This is a genomic window from Novosphingobium tardum, from assembly GCF_042652045.1.
Classification (GTDB): domain Bacteria; phylum Pseudomonadota; class Alphaproteobacteria; order Sphingomonadales; family Sphingomonadaceae; genus Novosphingobium; species Novosphingobium tardum.
The window spans coordinates 550,168-571,532 of the sequence record NZ_JBHSDR010000006.1 but is presented as its reverse complement, the minus strand read 5'-3'; the positions used below and the strand labels follow the sequence as shown (position 1 = coordinate 571,532).

At 64.2% G+C, this 21,365-nt stretch carries 21 protein-coding genes; all 21 read left to right on the top strand.

The window, feature by feature from the left end:
* Window positions 1-49 precede the first annotated feature (49 nt).
* Window positions 50-901 (top strand): prepilin peptidase, encoded by an 852-nt coding sequence (locus ACFO0A_RS10705; protein ID WP_379538994.1) that lies wholly within the window; start codon window positions 50-52, stop codon window positions 899-901.
* A 26-nt stretch (window positions 902-927) separates the two neighbouring features.
* Window positions 928-2,367, top strand: coding sequence for a coniferyl aldehyde dehydrogenase (locus ACFO0A_RS10700; RefSeq protein WP_379538993.1), 1,440 nt, complete (start codon window positions 928-930; stop codon window positions 2,365-2,367).
* A gap of 123 nt (window positions 2,368-2,490) precedes the next feature.
* Window positions 2,491-2,865: an NADH-quinone oxidoreductase subunit A gene (locus ACFO0A_RS10695; RefSeq protein ID WP_379538992.1), complete on the top strand. Its 375-nt coding sequence runs from the start codon at window positions 2,491-2,493 to the stop codon at window positions 2,863-2,865.
* Between the two features lie 26 nt (window positions 2,866-2,891).
* Entirely contained in the window at window positions 2,892-3,422 is a 531-nt protein-coding gene (locus ACFO0A_RS10690) for a NuoB/complex I 20 kDa subunit family protein (protein ID WP_379539647.1), read from the top strand.
* An 8-nt stretch (window positions 3,423-3,430) separates the two neighbouring features.
* Entirely contained in the window at window positions 3,431-4,453 is a 1,023-nt protein-coding gene (locus tag ACFO0A_RS10685) for an NADH-quinone oxidoreductase subunit C (RefSeq protein ID WP_379538991.1), read from the top strand.
* Entirely contained in the window at window positions 4,450-5,664 is a 1,215-nt protein-coding gene (locus ACFO0A_RS10680; protein ID WP_379538990.1) for an NADH-quinone oxidoreductase subunit D, read from the top strand. Before ACFO0A_RS10685 ends, ACFO0A_RS10680 begins: the two co-directional genes overlap by 4 nt.
* Window positions 5,664-6,332 (top strand): complex I 24 kDa subunit family protein, encoded by a 669-nt coding sequence (locus ACFO0A_RS10675; protein ID WP_379538989.1) that lies wholly within the window; start codon window positions 5,664-5,666, stop codon window positions 6,330-6,332. The genes ACFO0A_RS10680 and ACFO0A_RS10675 overlap by 1 nt, the downstream gene beginning before the upstream one ends.
* Window positions 6,333-6,335: 3 nt before the next feature.
* Entirely contained in the window at window positions 6,336-7,619 is a 1,284-nt protein-coding gene (gene nuoF / locus ACFO0A_RS10670) for an NADH-quinone oxidoreductase subunit NuoF (protein WP_379538988.1), read from the top strand.
* Entirely contained in the window at window positions 7,616-8,308 is a 693-nt protein-coding gene (locus tag ACFO0A_RS10665; protein ID WP_379538987.1) for a hypothetical protein, read from the top strand. Before nuoF ends, ACFO0A_RS10665 begins: the two co-directional genes overlap by 4 nt.
* Window positions 8,309-8,380: 72 nt before the next feature.
* Window positions 8,381-10,387 (top strand): NADH-quinone oxidoreductase subunit NuoG, encoded by a 2,007-nt coding sequence (gene nuoG, locus ACFO0A_RS10660; RefSeq protein WP_379538986.1) that lies wholly within the window; start codon window positions 8,381-8,383, stop codon window positions 10,385-10,387.
* Entirely contained in the window at window positions 10,384-11,430 is a 1,047-nt protein-coding gene (nuoH, locus tag ACFO0A_RS10655) for an NADH-quinone oxidoreductase subunit NuoH (RefSeq protein ID WP_379538985.1), read from the top strand. The genes nuoG and nuoH overlap by 4 nt, the downstream gene beginning before the upstream one ends.
* Window positions 11,427-11,912, top strand: coding sequence for an NADH-quinone oxidoreductase subunit NuoI (nuoI, locus tag ACFO0A_RS10650; protein ID WP_379538984.1), 486 nt, complete (start codon window positions 11,427-11,429; stop codon window positions 11,910-11,912). The genes nuoH and nuoI overlap by 4 nt, the downstream gene beginning before the upstream one ends.
* Before the next feature lie 12 nt (window positions 11,913-11,924).
* Window positions 11,925-12,542: an NADH-quinone oxidoreductase subunit J gene (locus ACFO0A_RS10645; RefSeq protein ID WP_379538983.1), complete on the top strand. Its 618-nt coding sequence runs from the start codon at window positions 11,925-11,927 to the stop codon at window positions 12,540-12,542.
* On the top strand, window positions 12,539-12,844 hold the full coding sequence (gene nuoK / locus ACFO0A_RS10640) for an NADH-quinone oxidoreductase subunit NuoK (protein WP_379538982.1): 306 nt from the start codon (window positions 12,539-12,541) through the stop codon (window positions 12,842-12,844). The genes ACFO0A_RS10645 and nuoK overlap by 4 nt, the downstream gene beginning before the upstream one ends.
* Window positions 12,845-12,851: 7 nt before the next feature.
* Window positions 12,852-14,885: an NADH-quinone oxidoreductase subunit L gene (gene nuoL / locus ACFO0A_RS10635; RefSeq protein ID WP_379538981.1), complete on the top strand. Its 2,034-nt coding sequence runs from the start codon at window positions 12,852-12,854 to the stop codon at window positions 14,883-14,885.
* Window positions 14,882-16,417, top strand: a complete 1,536-nt coding sequence (locus ACFO0A_RS10630; RefSeq protein WP_379538980.1) for an NADH-quinone oxidoreductase subunit M — start codon at window positions 14,882-14,884, stop codon at window positions 16,415-16,417. The genes nuoL and ACFO0A_RS10630 overlap by 4 nt, the downstream gene beginning before the upstream one ends.
* Window positions 16,414-17,877 (top strand): NADH-quinone oxidoreductase subunit NuoN, encoded by a 1,464-nt coding sequence (gene nuoN / locus ACFO0A_RS10625; protein ID WP_379538979.1) that lies wholly within the window; start codon window positions 16,414-16,416, stop codon window positions 17,875-17,877. Before ACFO0A_RS10630 ends, nuoN begins: the two co-directional genes overlap by 4 nt.
* Window positions 17,878-17,887: 10 nt before the next feature.
* Complete coding sequence (locus ACFO0A_RS10620; protein WP_379538978.1) at window positions 17,888-18,601, top strand: biotin--[acetyl-CoA-carboxylase] ligase; 714 nt, start codon at window positions 17,888-17,890, stop codon at window positions 18,599-18,601.
* A 1-nt stretch (window position 18,602) separates the two neighbouring features.
* Window positions 18,603-19,385, top strand: a complete 783-nt coding sequence (locus ACFO0A_RS10615) for a type III pantothenate kinase (protein ID WP_379538977.1) — start codon at window positions 18,603-18,605, stop codon at window positions 19,383-19,385.
* The gene (locus tag ACFO0A_RS10610) at window positions 19,382-21,058 is read left to right on the top strand and encodes a ribonuclease J (protein WP_379538976.1); all 1,677 of its coding nucleotides are present in this window, start codon (window positions 19,382-19,384) and stop codon (window positions 21,056-21,058) included. Before ACFO0A_RS10615 ends, ACFO0A_RS10610 begins: the two co-directional genes overlap by 4 nt.
* Window positions 21,059-21,068: 10 nt before the next feature.
* Entirely contained in the window at window positions 21,069-21,353 is a 285-nt protein-coding gene (locus tag ACFO0A_RS10605) for a DUF1467 family protein (protein WP_379538975.1), read from the top strand.
* Window positions 21,354-21,365 lie beyond the last annotated feature (12 nt).

Here is a 21,365-nt window from a genome sequence, read left to right as displayed (position 1 = left end):
CTTTGTAACAGGAGTTGGGCGTTGAACGCGTTCGCCTTGTGAAATAGGCTTGCGCGGTGCGCTTGGCAACGTCGCTGCCGGATCAGGGGCGCGGAGAGCTGGCGTTCACATCGACACAATCATCGTAGCCCCATTCTGGTTTTGCGCGCTGTCGGGTGCGGTGATCGGTGCGGTCGTCGGCAGCTTCATCGGCGCGGCGCTCATCCGTCTGCCGCAGGGGCGGTCGCTGGTGTTTGGCCGGTCATCCTGCGAAAGTTGTGGCCGGCGGCTCACGGTCGCGGAACTAGTTCCTGTCGCGTCCTGGGTTGCACTGCGCGGTCGCTGCCGCGGCTGCCATGCTCCCATCGGCGGTTGGGCACTGGCGAGCGAGGTTGGCGGAATGGCCGTCGGGCTCGGCTCGGTCCTTGCCGGAGCGTGGGTGGGGCTTGGGCTCTGGCAAATGGTCGTCGGCGCGCTGCTGGGCTGGCAGCTTCTGCTTCTCGCCTTGCTCGACCTGCGACACTTCTGGCTTCCGAACCGCCTCGTCGCAATTCTTGCGCTCACCGGACTAGGGGCGGGCTGGCTGCGCTGGGGTATTTCGCCGGACCTTGCGACGTTCACGGTCGCTGGCGGTCTGCTTGGCTTTGGCCTGTTGTGGACCGTCGCGCGCCTCTACCAGGGCGTTCGAGGGCGCCAGGGGTTGGGGGCCGGCGATCCAAAGCTGCTCGGCGCCATAGGCCTATGGGTGGGGCCGCTGGGGGTCGTCGAGGTGCTGCTCGGCGCCAGTATCGTGGGCCTGATCGGGGTTGCCGGAATGATGCTGGCGGGCCGCGACGTTGATGCGCGCACCGCGGTTCCGCTCGGAAGCTGCCTTGCATTGGCGGGCTGGCTGGTGTGGATTGCCTTTCAAGGCTTCTCATAACCGGGGCCGCAGGGGGAAATGCCACTATGAACGCCAATCCAGCGCAGCTCGAAGACGCCATGTCACTCATGCTCTCGAGGCAGAAGGCCGTGTTCACCGCCGCCCGCCCGGAGCCGCTTTCGACCCGCCGCGACCGGATCGAGCGCTGCATCGCCCTGCTGAAGGCGCATGGAGAAGAACTGGCCGCGGCGATGAGCGCGGATTTCGGGCATCGCAACCGCGAACTCGGGATGATGGCCGATATCGTCCCCAGCATCTCGTTCGCCAAATACTGCATCAAGAACATGTCTCGCTGGTCCCGGGCCGAGCGCCGCGGAGCACCGTTTCCGCTGGGCCTGCTCGGCGCACGGGCCGAACTTCGCTACGAACCCAAGGGGGTGATTGGCATCGTGGCGCCATGGAATTTTCCTGTCGGCCTGACGATGGCGCCGCTTGCTCAGGCGCTCGCTGCCGGCAATCGGGCGATGCTCAAACCGTCCGAATTTACCGAGCGCACGTCGGAACTGATGGCCGAACTGATCGCGAAGTTCTTTTCCGAAGACGAGATCGGCGTCGTGCTTGGCGGGCCCGAAGTGGGCGCCGCATTCTGCGCGCTCCCGTTCGACCACCTCCTGTTCACCGGGGCCACCTCGATCGGCCGGCACGTTCTTCATGCGGCGGCGGACAATCTCGTTCCCGTTACCCTCGAGCTTGGCGGCAAATCTCCTACGATCGTCGGACGCACCGCTGATATGGATCGCGCGGCCGATCGCATCGCGATGGGCAAGATGATGAACTCGGGCCAGATCTGCCTTGCACCCGATTACCTGCTGATTCCCGAAGAGCTGGAGAACCGGGCAATCGAGGCGGTCGTCGCGAGCGCGTCGGCAATGTATCCGACGCTCCTGCGCAATGACGACCACACCTCGGTGATCAACACCCGCCACCGGGACCGGCTGCGCGACCTGGTCACCGAGGCGGTGGGGAAGGGCGCCGAAGCCATCGAGGTAAACCCCGCAAACGAAGACTTCGCCGGCTCTAATGGTAACAAGCTGCCGCTCACCATCCTGCGCAACGTCACCGACGACATGAAGGTGATGCAGGACGAGATCTTCGGGCCGGTCCTTCCGGTGAAGACCTACCGTGCGATGGGCGAGGCGATCGACTACATCAACGCGCACGACCGTCCGCTCGGCCTCTACTATTTCGGCGAGGATGCCCGCGAGCGCGAGGAAGTCCTTACCCGGACGATTTCGGGCGGAGTGACGATCAACGACGTCATGTTCCATTTCTCGGCACACGAGTTGCCGTTCGGCGGAATCGGCGCGTCGGGGATGGGCAGCTATCATGGTCCCGAAGGGTTCCGGACGTTCAGCCATGCCCGCAGTGTCTACCGCCAACCGGGCATTGACGTGGCCAAGCTGGCGGGCCTGAAGCCCCCCTATGGCAAGACCATCCAGCGTACGATCGGTGCAGGACTGAAATAAGCCCTCGATCGTTGGCGCAACACTCCTTTTTGCGTTGCGGCAGGGTTGCACCGGCCAAGGCGCGGGACTAGTGGCGGGCGAGTTTCCGAGCGCACCGAGTCAGCGCCTCAAGAGGCTTTCCACGTGGTCGACCTGTCGCAGTACCTTCCGATCCTCATCTTCCTCGCGGTAGCGCTGGGGTTGTCGAGCCTGTTCGTGTTCCTGCCGATGGGCGTGGCGCGGCTGACGGGCACGCATAATCCCAATGCCGAGAAGCTGAGCGAGTATGAATGCGGCTTTCCCGCCTTTGAGGATCCCCGCAGCCAGTTTGACGTGCGATTCTATCTCGTCGCAATCCTGTTCATCATCTTCGATCTCGAGGCCGCGTTCCTGTTCCCCTGGGCGGTCAGCCTGAAGGAAACGGGCTGGGCCGGGTGGATCACGATGATGGTATTCCTGGCCGAGCTCGTCATCGGCTTCGCCTATGCTTGGAAGAAGGGAGCGCTCGAGTGGGAGTAGAATCCGCACCCGCCGCGCGCCCGCCGCTGGTCAACGCCGATGGTACGCCGCTGACGCAGCCCGATCAGTCGTTCTTCAACGACTTGAACGGGCAGGTTCACGACAAGGGCTTTCTCGTCACCTCGACCGAGGAGCTGTTCCAGTGGGCCCGTACGGGTTCGCTGTGGTGGATGACTTTCGGCCTGGCATGCTGCGCGGTCGAAATGATCCACGTCAACATGCCGCGCTACGACATGGAGCGGTTCGGCGTTGCCCCGCGTGCCAGTCCGCGCCAGTCGGACGTGATGATCGTCGCCGGCACGCTGTGCAACAAGATGGCTCCGGCGCTGCGCAAGGTCTACGATCAGATGTCGGACCCCAAGTACGTCATCAGCATGGGCAGCTGCGCCAATGGCGGCGGCTATTACCACTATAGCTACAGCGTGGTTCGCGGCTGCGACCGGATCGTGCCGGTCGATATCTATGTGCCGGGCTGCCCGCCGACTGCCGAGGCGCTGCTCTACGGAGTGATGCAGCTGCAGCGCAAGATCCGCCGCGTCGGCACGGTCGAACGGTAAGGCGCGCCATGGCCGATCAAGTGAACCATCCGGCGCCCCGGATCGCCAGCAACGAAGGCGTGATGGCTGCGCTTGTCGCCGCTTTGGGCGCGTCCGTGCTCGATGCGCGCGAGGAATACGGCGAGATCACGTTGACCGTCTCGCGGGACGAGGTCGAGGATGCTCTGCGGATCTTGCGCGACGCGCATGATTACCAGCAGCTCATGGAGATCGCGGGGGTCGATTACCCCCAGCGGGCCGAACGCTTCGAGGTCGTCTACCATCTCCTCAGCCTGACGAAAAATCACCGCATTCGCGTCAAATGCATGACGGACGAGGCCCATCCGGTGCCTACCGTCACGACGCTCTGGCCCGTTGCGGGCTGGCTGGAGCGCGAAGTTTTCGACATGTACGGAGTGCTGTTCGCCGGCAACACCGACCTGCGTCGCATCCTCACCGACTATGGCTTTCAGGGACATCCGTTCCGCAAGGACTTCCCGCTTACCGGCTATGTCGAGCTGCGCTATTCGGAAGAAGACAAGCGCGTCGTCTATGAACCGGTGGAACTGGCCCAGGATCTGCGCACGTTCGATTTCATGAGTCCGTGGGAAGGCGCCGATTACGTGCTTCCCGGTGACGAGAAGGCCGTCCCCGCGCCGGCACCTGCGCCTGCACCGGCCGCTTCCGCGCCCGCGGCTTCCGCGCCGGCTCCGGTCGCGACCGAGCCCCGGTCGCGCGGCGCGCCCAAGGTCGACAAGCCCAAGACGACCGACAAGCCCGCCGATACAGGGGCAGGGGCCAAGGCGAACGCCGAAGCCGCGAAGAAGACGTCTGCGACCGTCACTAAGGCCTCGCCCAACGACGCGCGGGCGGCGTCCAACGCGCGCAAGTCGCAGCCCAACGTGCCGAAGCGCACGAAGATCGACGAGACCGCGCCCGAGCCGACCGAGAAGCGCCCCGCGCGCAAGCCGCGGGCCAGCAAGACCCACGATACCGCGCCCGCCACGAAGCCGCGCGCGCGGCGGACCAAGCCCGATGGAGGCGCTGCATGAGCGCGCTGGTCAGCGAAACCTCGCCCACGACGGGCGACGAGGTCATCACCAATTACACGATCAACTTCGGGCCTCAGCACCCCGCGGCGCACGGCGTGCTGCGCATGGTGATGGAGCTAGACGGCGAGATCATCGAGCGGATCGATCCGCACGTCGGCCTGCTCCATCGCGGCACCGAAAAGCTGATAGAGCACAAGACCTACCTTCAGGCGCTGCCTTATTTCGACCGGCTCGATTACTGCAGCCCGTTGGGCATGGAGCACAGCTACGTCCTAGCGATCGAAAAGCTGCTGAACCTCGAGGTGCCGATCAGGGCGCAATACCTGCGCGTGCTGTTCGCCGAGCTGACGCGCATCTGCAATCACATGCTCAACCTCGGCAGCCACGTGATGGACGTCGGCGCGATGACGCCGAACCTGTGGCTGTTCGAGATTCGCGAGGATTGCCTCAATTTCTTCGAGCGCGCTTCCGGCGCGCGGATGCACTCGGCATGGTTCCGCCCCGGCGGTGTCCACCAGGACGTTCCGCTCAAGCTGCTGACGGACATTGCCGACTGGCTCGACACCCGGCTTCCCGAACTCTTCGAGGATGCGATGAGCCTGGTGATCGACAACCGCATCTTCAAGCAGCGCAACGTCGACATCGCCGTCGTATCCAAGGACGACGCCGTGCGCTGGGGCTTTTCCGGCCCGATGATCCGCGGCAGCGGCATCGCCTGGGACTTGCGCAAGAGCCAGCCCTACGATGTCTATGACCGCATGGACTTCGAGATTCCGGTCGGGACCCGCGGCGACTGCTACGACCGGTTCATGGTTCGGGTCGAGGAAGTGCGCCAGTCTGCGAAGATCATGAAGCAGTGCCTGCGCGAGATGCCCGAGGGGCCGATCGCGAGCGAGGACCGCAAGATCGTCCCTCCCAAGCGGGCCGAGATGAAGCAGTCGATGGAAGCGCTGATCCATCACTTCAAGCTTTACACCGAGGGCTTCCATGTGCCCGCGGGCGAGGTCTACGTCGCCACCGAAAGCCCCAAGGGCGAATTCGGCGTCTATCTTGTGAGCGACGGCAGCAACAAGCCTTACCGGTGCAAGATCCGCCCGACCGCGTTCAGCCACCTCCAGGCGATGGATTTCATGAGCAGGGGCCACATGCTTCCCGACGCGACCGCTATTCTCGGCGCTCTCGACATCGTGTTCGGGGAGTGTGACCGCTAATGGCCGATCGCGCTCCGCATCCCGACACGCCGGAACTTCGCGCCCGTTGGGATTCCTTCGCATGGACCGAGGCGAACGCCGCCGAGATTCCCAAGATCATCGCACGCTATCCGCCGGGGCGGCAGCGTTCGGCGGTGATGCCACTGCTCGACCTGGCCCAGCGCCAGGTCGGCGCCGAGACGAACACGCAAGGGTGGCTTCCCATCCCCGTGATCGAATTCGTCGCGCGCGAACTCGATATGCCCGCCATCCGCGTGCTCGAGGTTGCCAGCTTCTACACCATGTACAACCTTGCCCCCGTGGGCCGCTTCCATGTTCAGGTCTGCGGCACGACGCCGTGCATGCTGCGCGGCTCGGACGCGATCCTGGAAACTTGTAAGAAGCGCGGCATGGCGAAGGGCCACGTCAGCGCCGACGGGCTGTGGACGCTGACCGAGGTTGAATGCATGGGCAATTGCTCGTCGGCCCCGATGGTCCAGATCAACGACGACAACTACGAGGACCTGACGCCCGAGAGCATGGACGTCATCCTCGACGCGCTGACCGTCGGTGCCAAGCCCAAGACCGGCACGCAGGCTCCCGGCCGCCACACGGTCGAGCCGCTCGGCGGACCGACGACGCTCAAGGAAATGGTCGGCGAGAACCACGATTATCGGGGGGAGTGGTAGGCCATGCTCGCCGACAAGGATCGCATCTTCACCAATCTCTACGGCTATCAGCCGTGGAACCTGGCCGCCGCCCGGGCGCGCGGCGATTGGGACGGCACCAAGGCGCTGCTGTCTCGCGGTGCGGACGCGATCGTCCAGGAAATCAAGGATTCGGGCCTGCGCGGCCGGGGCGGGGCAGGTTTCCCCACCGGCATGAAGTGGAGCTTCATGCCCAAGGAGCCCAAGGACGGGCGGCCGAATTTCCTCGTCATCAATGCCGACGAGTCCGAGCCTGGTTCGTGCAAGGATCGCGAGATCATCCGCCACGATCCGCACAAGCTGATCGAGGGCGCGTTGGTTGCCGGGTTCGCGATGCGGGCGCGCGCCGCCTACATCTACATCCGCGGCGAATACATTCGCGAGGCCGAGACGCTCTTCGCCGCCGTCGCGGAGGCCTATGATGCGGGACTGATCGGCCGCAATGCCTGCGGCTCGGGCTACGATTTCGACGTGTTCGTCCACCGCGGCGCCGGTGCCTACATCTGCGGTGAAGAGACCGCGATGCTCGAAAGCCTCGAGGGCAAGAAGGGCCAGCCGCGCCTGAAGCCGCCGTTCCCGGCGGGAGCCGGACTCTATGGCTGTCCGACGACGGTGAACAACGTCGAGTCGATCGCGGTTGCGCCCACGATTCTGCGCCGCTGCGCTGGCTGGTTCTCAAGCTTCGGGGCCGAGGGCAACAAGGGCACCAAGCTGTTCCAGATCAGTGGCCATGTCGAAAAGCCCTGCGTGGTCGAGGAAGCGATGAGCATCCCGTTCCGCGAACTGATCGAGAAACACTGCGGCGGGATTACCGGCGGGTGGGACAATCTGCTAGCGGTGATCCCCGGCGGCTCGTCGGTTCCACTCGTTCCCGCGGCGCAGATCATGGACTGCGCGATGGATTTCGACGGCCTGAAGGCGGTCGGCTCCGGGCTCGGCACCGCGGCGGTCATCGTCATGGACAAGTCGACCGACATCGTCCGTGCGATCAGCCGGATCAGCTATTTCTACAAGCACGAGAGCTGCGGCCAGTGCACCCCCTGCCGCGAAGGAACTGGGTGGATGTGGCGGGTGATGGAGCGCCTGCGCACCGGCGACGCCGACGTGTCGGAGATCGACATGCTTCAGGAAGTGACGAAGCAGGTCGAAGGCCACACCATCTGCGCGCTCGGCGATGCCGCCGCCTGGCCCATCCAGGGCCTGATCCGCCACTTCCGTCCCGAGCTTGAACGCCGGATCGCCGAAAACGTGCGGGAGGCTGCAGAGTGAAAAAGCTACTCGCGATCGTTGCATCGCTAACCCTCGTTCCTGTTCAGGTCGCGGCGCAATCGGAGACTGGAACGCGGATCGGTGGCCGGCCGGCGCAGGCACCTGAAAGCGGAAGCAATACGGAGCGGGCGCGCATTTGGCTGGAGCGGTACGCGGCCTGTATCGCCAAGCGCGATCCCAAGCATCTTGCTGGTGTCCTCGATGCGCCGATCAACCAAGATGTGGCCGTGGGAAAGCTGGTCGAAGGTAATTACGACTCCTGCCTGAGCGCGGGCGCAACGGCAGATGAGCTGAGGATGAATGCCCGGCTGATGCTCGGAGCGCTCTATGCAGAGCAGGTGACGCGGATGGTCGGTCGCTTGACACCTGATATGTTGCCGCCCGACGTTCTTCCGCTGCCGTCCGGGGCAGACCTCGACCAACCTGCGCGCGCGAGGGCTTCGCTCGTCCGTTTCGGCGAGTGCGTCATGCGCAAGAACCCTCCGGCGGCGCTTGAATTCGTTGCGGCGGACGCCGGAAAGTCCCGTGAAACTGCCGCTTTGAAAGACTTGGTGCCCTATCTGGGGCAATGTGTCGACGCCGGGGTCCAGTTTCAGCTCAGTCGATCGATCCTCGAAGCATCGTTGGCCGAGGCGATCTATCGTACCCTCCAAAATTCGGACCCAGCGAAGGGATCGACTCTGCCATGATAAGGGCGCCTGAAATTCTGCTCGTTAAGCGGCCGTTGCCGCGGGCGCGCTGCGTGTTGGGGAACCGTGCCGATGCCTAAGGTCACGGTAGACGGCGCTGAAATCGAAGTCCCCGCAGGCGCGACTGTGCTACAGGCGTGTGAGCTTGCGGGGAAGGAAATCCCCCGGTTCTGTTATCATGAGCGGCTGTCCATCGCGGGCAACTGCCGCATGTGCCTGGTGGAAGTGAAGCCCGGGCCGCCCAAGCCGCAGGCGAGCTGCGCCCTGCCGGCGACGGACGACCAGGAAATCCGTACCGACAGCGCCATGGTCAAGAAGGCGCGCGAAGGGGTGATGGAGTTTCTCCTCATCAACCACCCGCTCGATTGCCCGATCTGCGACCAAGGCGGCGAATGCGACTTACAGGACCAGTCGGTCGCGTACGGCCGTGGCGCATCGCGCTATGACGAGAACAAGCGCGCGGTCACCGAAAAGTATATGGGTCCGCTGATCAAGACGGCGATGACACGCTGCATCCACTGCACCCGCTGCGTGCGCTTCTCGGAAGAGATTGCGGGCGTGGACGAGATCGGCGCGCTCTATCGCGGCGAAAGCATGCAGATCACCACTTACCTGGAGAGCGCGGCGAAGCACGAGCTTTCGGCCAACGTGGTCGACCTGTGCCCGGTGGGAGCGCTCACCAGCCGGCCCTACGCCTTCGAGGCGAGGCCGTGGGAGCTGAAGAAGACGCTCGGCATCGACGTATCGGACGCGCTGGGCAGCAATATCCGGATCGACAGCCGCGGACGCGAAGTGCTGCGCTTCCTGCCGCGGATCAACGATGACGTGAACGAGGAGTGGCTGTCGGACAGGGCGCGCCACTGTGCCGATGGCCTGACCCGCCGCCGGCTCGACCGGCCGTGGATCCGCAAGGGCGGCAAGCTAGTCGCCGCGACGTGGGACGAAGCGTTCGCGGTGATCGCCAAGACAACGCCGGGCCCGAGCATCGCTGCGATCGCCGGCGACTTGCTGGACTGCGAGACCATGTTCGCGGCCAAGGCGTTGCTGGGCGCGATGGGCTCGACGCTGCTCGAAGGCCGCCAGACGGGGCTGTCCTACGACACGTCCAATCTCGCCGCGGTCAATTTCAACTCCACGCTGGCGGGGATCGAGGAAGCGGACTGCATCCTTATCGTCGGCAGCCAGCTTCGCCACGAAGCGCCGCTGGTCAACGTCCGCATCCGCAAAGCGGTCAAGCGGGGCGCGCGCGTGTTCGTCGTTGGTCCGCACTGGGAAACGACCTTCCCGACCGAGTTTCTTGGTGACGATGCCGGAATGCTGGGCGACCTTCCCAATTCCGTTGGCGAGGCAATGGCCCAGGCGGAAAAGCCCGCGGTCATCCTCGGCGCTGGAGGACTGGCTCGCGGTGCGCTCGGTCCGCTGCTCGCGCTGGCATCCGAATGGAACCTCGTGCGCGACGGCTGGAACGGGTTCAACGTGCTCCACATGGCAGCCAGCCGTATGGGCGGGCTGATGCTCGGCTTCGCGCAGAAGGGCGGCATTGCCGACATCGCCGCGGCCGAGCCCAAGGTCCTGCTCGCGCTTGGTGCCGACGAAGTGGATTTCTCTGCGTTCGCCAAGTCGCTCAAGGTCTTCATCGGCCACCACGGCGACAAGGGTGCGCATGCCGCCGACGTGATCCTGCCGGGCGCGGCCTTCACCGAGAAGCAAGGCACTTACGTCAACACCGAGGGTCGGGTGCAGTTCAGCGAAAAGGCGGTCTTTGCCCCCGGCGACGCCCGCGAAGACTGGACGATATTGCGCGCACTGGCCGATACGCTGGACGTTTCGGTCGGCTTCGACACATTCGAACAGCTCCGCGGCGCAATGATCGCGGCCGTGCCAGCGCTCGGCAACGAGGGACTGGCAAGCTACGGTTCGCTGCCCAAGCCGCGTAAGGCGGCCAAGGCCAAGGGACAGATCGGTTATCCTATCGTCGATCCCTATCTCACCAATGCGGTCTGCCGGGCCAGCCCGACGATGCAGCGCTGCTCGGCCGAACTGTACCACGGCGAAACCTTCGCGGAGGCCGCGGAATGACCGCCACCTTCCAGAACTGGGGCCTGTCCTATGACTGGGCCTGGGCCCTTGCGACTATCGCCGGGATCCTGCTGATAGCGCTGCCGCTGATGCTCGGCGTGGCGATGATCATCTATGCCGATCGCAAGATCTGGGCAGCCATGGCCCTGCGCCGCGGACCCAACGTGGTGGGTCCATTCGGCTTGCTTCAGTCGTTCGCCGACGGCCTCAAGGTATTCCTGCAGGAAACCATCGTCCCGACCGCGGCCAACAAGGGCCTGTTCCTGATCGCGCCGATCATCACATTTACCGTCGCGCTGATGGCCTGGGCAGTGATCCCGTTCAATTCGGGCGCGATCCTGGCCGACATCAATGTCGGCCTGCTCTACGTCCTCGCGATCAGCAGCCTGGGGGTCTACGGGGTCGTCATCGCCGGGTGGTCGTCCAACTCCAAGTACCCGTTCTTTTCGGCGATGCGCGCCGCGGCGCAGATGATTTCCTACGAAGTCTCGATCGGGTTCATCCTGATCTGCGTCGTGTTGTGGGCCGGAACCTTCAATCTCAACGGCATCGTGATGGCCCAGAAAGGCCATGTTTTCGGCCTAATCAACGGGTTCGTCGCCAATCCCCTGCTGTTCCCGCTCTGGGTGATGTTCCTGATTTCGGGCATGGCCGAGACCGCGCGCGCGCCGTTCGACCTGACCGAGGCGGAAAGCGAGCTCGTCGCCGGCTACCAGACGGAATATTCGTCGATGAGCTTCGCGCTCTACTGGCTCGGCGAATACGCTAACGTGCTGCTGATGTGCGCGCTCAACGCGACGCTGTTCTTCGGCGGCTGGCTGCCGCCGCTCGACATTCCGGTGCTTTATCTGATCCCCGGCTTCGTGTGGCTGCTGCTCAAGATCCTGTTCTTCTTCTTCATCTTCAGCTGGGTGAAGGCGACCGTGCCGCGGTATCGCTACGACCAGCTCATGCGGCTCGGGTGGAAGATCTTCCTGCCGCTGTCGTTGATCTTCGTCGTTCTGGTGAGCGGCTACCTCATGGCAACGGGCCACTTCGCATGACCCCCGCGCAATATCTGAAATCGTTCACCTTGTGGGAGTTCCTCAAGGCTCATTGGCTGACGCTGAAGTATTTCTTCAAGCCCAAGGTGACGATCAACTACCCGTTCGAAAAGAACCCGCTCAGCCCGCGGTTCCGTGGCGAGCATGCGCTGCGCCGGTACCCCAATGGCGAGGAACGCTGCATCGCGTGCAAGCTGTGCGAGGCGGTCTGCCCCGCACAGGCGATCACCATCGAGGCCGAGCCGCGTGACGACGGTTCGCGCCGCACCACGCGCTACGACATCGACATGACCAAGTGCATCTTCTGCGGCTTCTGCCAGGAAGCCTGCCCGGTCGATGCGATCGTCGAGGGACCGAACTTCGAATACGCTACCGAAACGCGCGAGGAATTGTTGTACGACAAGGCCAAGCTGCTCGCCAACGGGGACAAGTGGGAGCGGGCACTGGCCGCGAACCTTGAAGCCGATGCGCCCTATCGCTAGGGCCGCCGCGCAATGATCCAGACCATCGCCTTCTATCTCTTCGCCACGCTGCTTATCGCGGCCGGAGCGCTGACGATCATGGCGCGCAATCCCGTCCATTCGGTCCTGTGGCTGATCACCGCGTTCTTCAACGCCGCCGCGCTGATGGTGTTGGTGGGGGCGGAATTCATCGCGATGCTGCTGGTCATCGTCTATGTCGGCGCTGTCGCGGTGCTGTTCCTGTTCGTGGTGATGATGCTGGACATCGATTTCGCCGAACTGCGCGCAGGATTCATCCGCAACTTCCCGTTGGGCATGGCGCTGGCACTCGTCCTGCTGGCGGAACTGGTGCTGGGTTTCGGAGCATATCGGGCTGGTGGCCTTGTCCTCGGAACGCCCGATGGGAGCGCCACTGGCGCGTTGGGCGCGAGCAATATCGAGGCGATCGGCGCGCTGCTCTACGGTCGCTACCTGTTCTTGTTCGAGGCGGCCGGCATCATCCTGCTTGTCGCGATGATCGGTGCTATCGTGCTGACCCATCGCCAGCGCAGCGATACCCGCCGCCAGAACGTGGCCGGCCAGATTTCCCGCCGGCCCGAAGACGCCACGCGCAACGTCCGGCCTGAAGTCGGCCAAGGGGTGGAACTGTGATCGGCATCGAACACTACGTCGTGGTCAGCTCGATCCTCTTCGTGCTTGGCGTTCTCGGCATTTTCCTGAACCGCAAGAACGTGATCGTGATCCTCATGGCGATCGAGCTGATCCTGCTTTCGGTAAACCTTAATTTCGTCGCGTTCAGCGCGTTCCTGCACGACCTTGTCGGACAGATCTTCGCAATGTTCGTGCTGACCGTGGCGGCGGGCGAGGCGGCCATCGGCCTTGCCATCCTCGTCATCTTCTTCCGCGACCGCGGATCGATCGCGGTCGAGGATGTCGACCGGATGAAGGGCTGAACCCGGCGTGACCTCGATCCATTTCATCGTGTTCCTGCCGCTGCTGGCGGCTGTCGTCGGCGGTCTCGGCAACCGGGCCCTGGGCAACACTGTCGTCAAGGTGCTGACGACCGGCGCGCTGTTCGCCTCGAGCCTTCTTTCGTGGCCGATCTTCCTCGGCTTCCTCGCCGGCACCGTCGAACCCGGCGTCACGCCGGTGCTCCACTGGGTCCAGTCCGGCGACATGCGTTTCGACTGGGCGCTGCGGGTCGATACGCTGACCGCGGTCATGCTGGTGGTGATCACCACCGTATCCGCGCTCGTGCACCTATACAGCTGGGGTTACATGGCCGAAGACCCGGATCAGCCGCGGTTCTTCGCTTATCTTTCGCTGTTCACCTTCGCGATGCTGATGCTGGTGACGGCGGACAACCTCGTCCAGATGTTCTTCGGATGGGAAGGGGTTGGGCTGGCGTCCTATCTGCTCATCGGGTTCTGGTTCAAGAAACCCAGCGCCAACGCCGCGGCGATCAAGGCCTTCGTCGTGAACCGTGTGGGCGACCTCGGCTTCATGCTCGGCATCTTCGGCACATTCCTGGTGTTCGGCACCGTGTCGATCCCCGAAATCCTCGCCGCCGCGCCGGGCATGGCCGGTTCGACGATCGGCTTCCTTGGCTACCGGCTGGACACGATGACCGTGCTATGCGTCCTCCTGTTCATCGGTGCGATGGGCAAGTCGGCACAGCTTGGCCTTCACACCTGGCTGCCCGATGCGATGGAGGGCCCGACGCCCGTCTCGGCGCTGATCCACGCAGCCACGATGGTCACCGCCGGCGTTTTCATGGTCTGCCGGCTTTCGCCCATGTTCCAGACCAGTCCTGCGGCGCTGTCGTTCGTGACCTTCATCGGCGCGGCGACCTGCTTCTTTGCCGCGACGGTTGGAACCACGCAGTGGGATATCAAGCGGGTCATCGCCTATTCGACCTGTTCGCAGCTCGGCTACATGTTCTTTGCCGCCGGGGTCGGGGCCTATGGTTCGGCGATGTTCCACCTGTTCACGCACGCGTTTTTCAAGGCGCTCCTTTTCCTCGGTGCAGGCTCGGTCATCCACGCCATGCATCACGAACAGGACATGCGATTCTATGGCGGTCTTCGTAAGGAAATTCCCTTCACGTTCTGGGCGATGGTGGCGGGCACGCTTGCGATTACCGGGTTGGGCCTGGTCGACGTCTTCGGGTTCGCCGGCTTCTATTCCAAGGATTCGATTCTTGAGGCCGCATACGCCCGCGGAACGGAACTCAGCCAGTTCGCCTTCGTCGTCGGCATCGTCGCCGCGCTGATGACTAGCTTCTATAGCTGGCGGCTGCTGTTCCTCACGTTCTGGGGCAAGCCGCGCTGGGCAGGATCCGAGCACATCCAGCACGCGGTTCACCACGAGCACGAGGATACGTCGCAAGAAGCCGCCCACGGCGAACACGTCCACAACCCGATCGGCACTGCCGGCTATCATCCGCACGAAAGTCCGCTTTCGATGCTCATACCGCTCGGCGTGCTGAGCCTGGGCGCGATCTTTGCCGGGTTCCTGTTCCACGGAGCATTTGTCGGTGCAGAAGAAGGCGCGGCGTTCTGGCAGGGTAGCCTGTTCTTCGACGAGCATCTCATGCACGCCGCGCATCAGGTTCCGCTGCTGGTCAAGTGGCTGCCGTTCATCGTGATGGCGGCGGGCTTCGGCATCGCGTGGGGCGCCTACATCCGCAACCCGGACTTCCCTGCAGCCTTCGTCAGCCATTTCCGGGTTGTGTACAATTTTGTCTACAACAAGTGGTATTTCGACGAGCTGTATGACCGCATCTTCGTGCGGCCGGCGTTCTGGCTTGGCCGCCAGTTCTGGAAACTGGGCGACATCGGCATCATCGATCGCTTCGGCCCCAACGGCGCGGCATGGGTTGTTCAGCGGGGCAGTCGCGCCGCGGTCAAGCTGCAGTCGGGCTATCTCTACAGCTATGCCCTGGTCATGCTCGTCGGACTTGTCGGCGCTATCAGCTGGGTGATCGCGCGATGACCGGTTGGCCCATACTTTCGCTGATGTTGCTGGTGCCCTTCGCCGGCGCCATCGCCTGTCTTGTCTCGGGCGCGCAGACGGCCCGCGTGATCGCACTCGCCGCCACGCTGATCGACCTCGCGCTCGGTATCGCGATGTGGGCGGGCTACGATGTGGGCGGCGCGCAGTGGCAGTTCACCGAGCGCGCCAACCTGTTCGCCGGGATGCAGTGGGCGCTGGGGATCGATGGCATTGCGCTGATGCTGATCATGCTCAGCGTATTCCTCATGCCGATCTGCATCGGCGCGAGCTGGAACGCGATCCAGAACCGTGTGGGCGAATACATGGCGGCGTTCCTGCTGATGGAAGCGCTGATGATCGGCGTCTTCGCGGCACAGGACCTGTTCCTGTTCTACATCTTCTTCGAGGCCGGCCTGATTCCGATGTACCTCATCATCGGCATCTGGGGCGGCGCCGACCGGATCTACGCCAGCTACAAGTTCTTCCTCTACACGCTGCTCGGCTCGGTCTTGATGCTGATCGCGATGTTCTGGATGACCAACGCGGCGGGGACGACCTACATCCCGGCGCTGATGCTCTATAACTTTCCGGCGCACGCGCAGACCTGGCTCTGGCTGGCGTTCTTCGCGAGTTTCGCGGTGAAGATGCCGATGTGGCCGGTCCACACGTGGTTGCCCGATGCGCACGTCCAGGCGCCTACCGCGGGCTCGGTCATCCTGGCCGGCGTCCTGCTGAAGATGGGCGGCTACGGGTTCATCCGCTTCTCGCTCCCGATGTTCCCCGAAGCGTCGGCGCAATTCGCCTGGCTGATCTTCACCCTGTCGATGGTCGCGGTCGTCTACACCAGTCTCGTCGCGCTCGTGCAGCACGACATGAAGAAGCTCATTGCCTATTCCTCGGTCGCCCACATGGCGATCGTGACGGTCGGCCTGTTCGCATTCAACGTGCAGGGCCTGGAAGGGGCGATGATCGTCATGCTCAGCCACGGGCTGGTTTCCGGCGCTTTGTTCCTTTCCGTGGGCATCATCTACGACCGGCTGCACACCCGCGAGATCGACCGCTACGGCGGACTGTCGATCAACATGCCGAAGTACGCGCTGTTCTTCATGGTATTCACGATGGCGTCCGTCGGCCTGCCCGGCACGAGCGGCTTCGTCGGAGAGTTCCTGTCGCTGGCGGGAATCTACCAGATGTCGAGCTGGGTCGCGCTGGTTTGCACCACCGGCATCATCCTCGGCGCCGCCTACATGCTCTACCTCTATCGCCGCGTCGCCTTCGGAGAGCAGAAGAACGCCGACGCCGCCGCAATGCCGGACCTTTCGCGCCGCGAGTGGCTGCTGATGGCACCGATCGCCGCGGTCGTGCTGTGGATGGGCGTTTATCCCGAAAGTTTCCTTGCCCCGATGCGGGCAGACATCGCCGCCCTCGACGCCCGGCTGGCGCAAGCCAGGCCGCAGGGTGATGCAAGGCTGGCAATGACCCGTGCGGCGCCGCGCAGCGCCCCTGCAGCAGGCGCGGAGCCGCATCCATGACGCTTATCCAATCCCTGTGGCTGGTTGCACCCGAGGAACTGCTGAGCATAGCCGGTCTTATCCTGCTGCTCGTCGCCGCCTGGGTGGGTGACGGGGCTTCGCGCATCGTCGCAATCGGCGGCGTCGCGGCGCTGGTCGCCTGCGGCTTCCTCGTCGCGCCCGCTCTTTGCTCAAGCGCCATGGGGCCGGGCTACGACGCTTTCTCGGGACAATATCGCGCAGATGCCTTCGCGGCGTTTGCCAAGCTGCTGATCTATGCCGCCGCGGCGGTCACCCTGATTGTCGCGCCGGCGTTTTTCGACCGACTGCGCGCGATGCGGGCGGAGTTTACGCTGCTGGTGCTGTTCGCGGCGCTGGGCATGGGAATCATGGTCTCGGCCATCGATCTCCTCACGCTTTACATCGGGCTCGAGCTCAACAGCCTTTCGGCCTACGTCCTCGCATCGTTTCTGCGGACCGACGAACGCTCGGCCGAGGCGGGGCTCAAGTATTTCGTCTTGGGAGCCTTGGCGAGCGGCATCCTGCTGTTCGGAATGAGCCTGGTCTACGGCTTTACCGGGACGACGAGCTTTGCGGGAATCCGTGCCGCCCTCGACGGCGAGCTTGCGACAGGGGCGGTGTTCGGCATCGTGTTCGTCCTTGCCGGGCTGGCGTTCAAGATCTCGGCCGCGCCGTTCCACATGTGGACGCCCGACGTCTATGAAGGCGCGCCGACCCCGGTGACGACATTCTTCGCCACGGCCCCCAAGGTCGCCGCGCTGGCGCTGACGATGCGCGTGGCGCTCGACGCGTTCGGGACGCAGATCGGTGCGTGGCAGCAGATAGTGGTCTTTGCCTCGCTCCTTTCGATCATCATCGGCGCGCTCGGCGCGATCGGGCAGACCAACATCAAGCGCCTGATGGCCTACAGCTCGATCAACAACGTCGGTTTCATGCTGATCGGCCTTGCCGCGGCAACGCCAGCGGGCGCATCGGCGATGCTCGTATATCTTGCGATCTATCTGGCGATGACGATCGCGGGCTTCGTCGTCATCCTGCTGCTGCGCGATGCCGATGGCGCTTCGGTCGAAGCGATCGCCGACCTTGCCGGCCTGTCGAAGACGCGGCCGCTGCTCGCGCTGTCGATGGCGGCGGTCATGTTCAGCCTTGCCGGGATTCCGCCGCTGTTCGGCTTCTGGGGCAAGTTCGTGGTGTTCCAGGCGGCGGTCCAGGCCAATCTCGTCGTTCTTGCGGCAATCGGCATCGCGGCGTCGGTCATCGGCGCGTTCTACTACCTGAAGGTCGTGAAGGTGATGTACTTCGACGATGCCGCCAACCGGGTTCAGGGGAAGGGCGACCTGGCGCATACCGCCATCCTCGTCGTGGCGACCGTCATCATCTCGCCTCTTGGCTATCTGCTGACGCTTCCGCTGGGCAATCTCGCGAACATTGCGGCGGCTGCGCTATTCCACGTCGCCTGAGCGGCATCGATTGCGCGAAGTACTTTCCGAAGCCGGTTCCACCAATGCGATCCTGCTGGAGCGCGCCGGCCGCGGCGAACGCGCGCGAGAAGGCGATTGGCTGATTGCCGATCGGCAAACCGCCGGCAGGGGCCGAGCGGGCCGCGTCTGGTCGGACGGCGCCGGAAATTTCATGGGTTCGACCATCGCCAAGCTCGCTGAAGGCGATCCGCCCGCGCAAACGCTCGCGCTTGTCGCCGGGGTGGCGGTCCATCAGGCCGTCGATCGCGTCTGCACGTCGGGCCCGGACCTGTTCCTGAAGTGGCCCAACGACATCCTGATCGCTGGCGCCAAATGCGGCGGCATTCTGCTCGAACGTTCGGGCGATACGGTCGTCGTCGGCATTGGGGTCAATCTAGTCTTCGCCCCGGAAATCGCGGGCAGGGCAACGGCCTCGCTGTCAGACCACGGCTGTACGGCGTCCCGCGACGAGTTCGCGGCCATTCTCGAGACCTGCTGGGCCGAGGCGTTGGCGCGCTGGCACGGCGGGGGGTGGGCCGAGCTGCGGCAGGACTGGCTTGAGCGTGCCCATGTCCAAGGGACGCTGCTTTCAGTCAACGACCGCGAGCATGGCCTGATTACGGGCGCTTTCGCGGGGCTCGGGGATGACGGAACGCTCCATCTTCGCTTGGCTGACGGTGCCCGCCGTGCCATCCACGCCGGCGATGTTGAAATGGTGAGCTGACATGCTGCTGGCGATTGATGTGGGCAATACCAACGTGGTCTTTGCCCTTTGCGACGGGCGCAAGATCCTGGCGCGCTGGCGCGTCGCGACCGATGCGCGGCGGACGGCAGACGAATATGCCGTGTGGCTGCTGCAGCTCATGGAACTGCAGAATTTCGCGCGCGACAGTATCGACCAGATCATCGTTTCCACGGTCGTCCCGCGCGCCTCGCACAATCTCGATGTCCTGGCCCAGAAGTATTTTGGCCTGACACCGCTGATCGCCGGCCAGCCGCCTGTCGGCTGGGGATTTGCGGCCGATGTCGACGAGCCGAAGTCGCTGGGCGCGGATCGCGCTGTCAATGCGATTGCGGCGCATGATGCCTATCCAGGTGACCTGATCATCGTCGATTTCGGAACGGCGACCACGTTTGACGTGATCGACTACAATGGCAGCTACAAGGGCGGAATCATCGCCCCGGGCATCAATCTCTCGCTCGACGCATTGGTAAATGCCGCGGCCAAACTGCCGCGCATCGCGATCGAGGCGCCGACGACGACCAAGACCGTCATCGGCCGCAACACTGAGGATCAGATGCACATCGGCGTCTTTTGGGGCTACGTTGCGATGATGGAGGGCCTGATCGCGCGGATGCGGGCCGAGATCGGCCGCCCTGCCAAGGTTATCGCCACCGGTGGTCTCGCGGTGTTGTTCGACGATCACACCTCGATCTTCGACGCGGTCGATACCGACCTGACGCTGACCGGCCTTGCCATTTTGGCCGAGCGGGCGCGCGGGGCATGAGCCGCGCCCGCAAGGCTACGATCCCCCATCGCGACAGCGATCTGCTGTTCTGCGCGCTCGGCGGGTCGGGCGAGATCGGGATGAACGTCAATCTCTACGCCTGCGACGGCAAGTGGTTGATGGTCGACCTCGGGATGACCTTTGCCGACCCGTGGTACCCGGGCATCGATTTGGTCTTTGCCGACCTGGAATTCATCGAAGACAGGCGCGAGGATCTCCTCGGCGTCGTCCTCACCCACGCGCACGAGGACCATATTGGCGCCGTGCCGTATTTCGCGGCCGACCTTGGCGTTCCGCTCTATGCCACGCCGTTCACCGCACGCCTTGTTCGCGACAAGCTGGCTGAGGCGGGGTTGCTCGACTCGGTCGAACTGATTGTGATCGAGAATGGCGGTGAGCTCTCGCTCGGACCCTTCGACATCCGCTACATCCCGCTTGCCCACAGCATCGTCGAGGGCAACGCGCTCCTGATCGACACGCCCCATGGCAGGATATTCCACACCGGCGACTGGAAGCTGGACGAAGAGCCGCTGGTGGGGTTTCCCGCCACGGCCGAGGAACTTACCGCCATCGGGGACCAGGGCGTGCTCGCGCTCGTCTGCGATTCCACCAACGTCTTCAATCCCGAGCCTTCGGGCTCCGAAGGCGCGGTGCGCGAGGCCCTGCTCGAAACGGTCTCGGCACTCGATGGACGGCGGGTGCTGGTCACGACCTTTGCTTCGAACGTCGCGCGGCTCCAGACCCTCGGCCAGGTGGCGCAGGCGACCGGACGCAGGCTTTGCGTGGCGGGGCGATCGCTGGACAGGATCATCGGGGCAGCGCAGGCCAGTGGGTACCTGCAGGACATGCCGGAACTGGTCGGGTTCGACGAGGCGATGGACTTGCCCCGCGGCGAAGTGCTGATCCTGGCGACCGGCGGGCAAGGCGAAGCGCGCGCGGCACTGGCGCGCATCGCTGCCGATTCCCACCCAATCTCGCTCGAGCCGGGCGATGCCGTGCTGTTCTCGAGCCGCCAGATACCCGGCAACGAGATTGCCATCGGCCGCATCCAGAACCAGCTTGCCGAACGCAAGATCGACATGATCACCGACCGGCAGAGCTTTATCCACGTTTCCGGGCATCCCGGACGGCCGGAGCTGGAGGCGCTCTACGACTGGATCAAGCCCGAGATCCTCGTACCGGTCCACGGCGAATACCGCCACATGCGCGAACAGGCGCGGGTCGGTCGCGCCGCCGGCATCCCCCACGCGGTGGTGCAGAAGAATGGCGACCTGATCCGCCTCGCGCCGGGCGCGCCGGGCAAGATCGACGAAGTGCGAAGCGGTCGCCTCGTGCTCGACGGCGACATCATCGCACCGGCAGACGGCGAAGCGATGGGCGTGCGTCGCAAGCTGGCCGCCAACGCGGTAATTTGCGTGGCACTGGCGGTCCGGGACGGGCGGGTGCGCTCGGAGATCGAGATTGCCGAGCTCGGCTTGCCGCTGGACGAGGATCTAACGGCCTTTCGCGAGGATGCGCGCAAGGACATCTCGCGGGCGATCCAGCAATTGAAGGGCCAGCGGGCGAAGGAGCCCGAGGCGGTACGCGAGGCCGTCAGGCTTGCGACCCGCCGCGCGGCCCAACGCTGGTCGGGCAAGAAGCCGGTGGTTCAGGTAATGTTGCGGGAGGCATGAGCGCGCGCCGATGAAGATCACATCGATCATCGCGATCTTCCTGCTGTTCTGGGTGCTCTCCGCGTTCGTGGTGATGCCGTTCGGGATACGGAGCCATCACGAGGCCGGAGTCGATCTCGTGCCTGGCCAGGCCGATGGCGCGCCGGCGAACTTCGCGCCGAAGCGGATCGTCCTTTACACGACGCTCCTCGCGGCGATCGCCTTCAGCTTGTATTATCTGAATTACACCAACGGGTGGATCACCGCGCAGGACCTCGATTTCCTCCCGACGCCCCCCGACGCCGACGGCAAGTAATAGCCTGGGGCG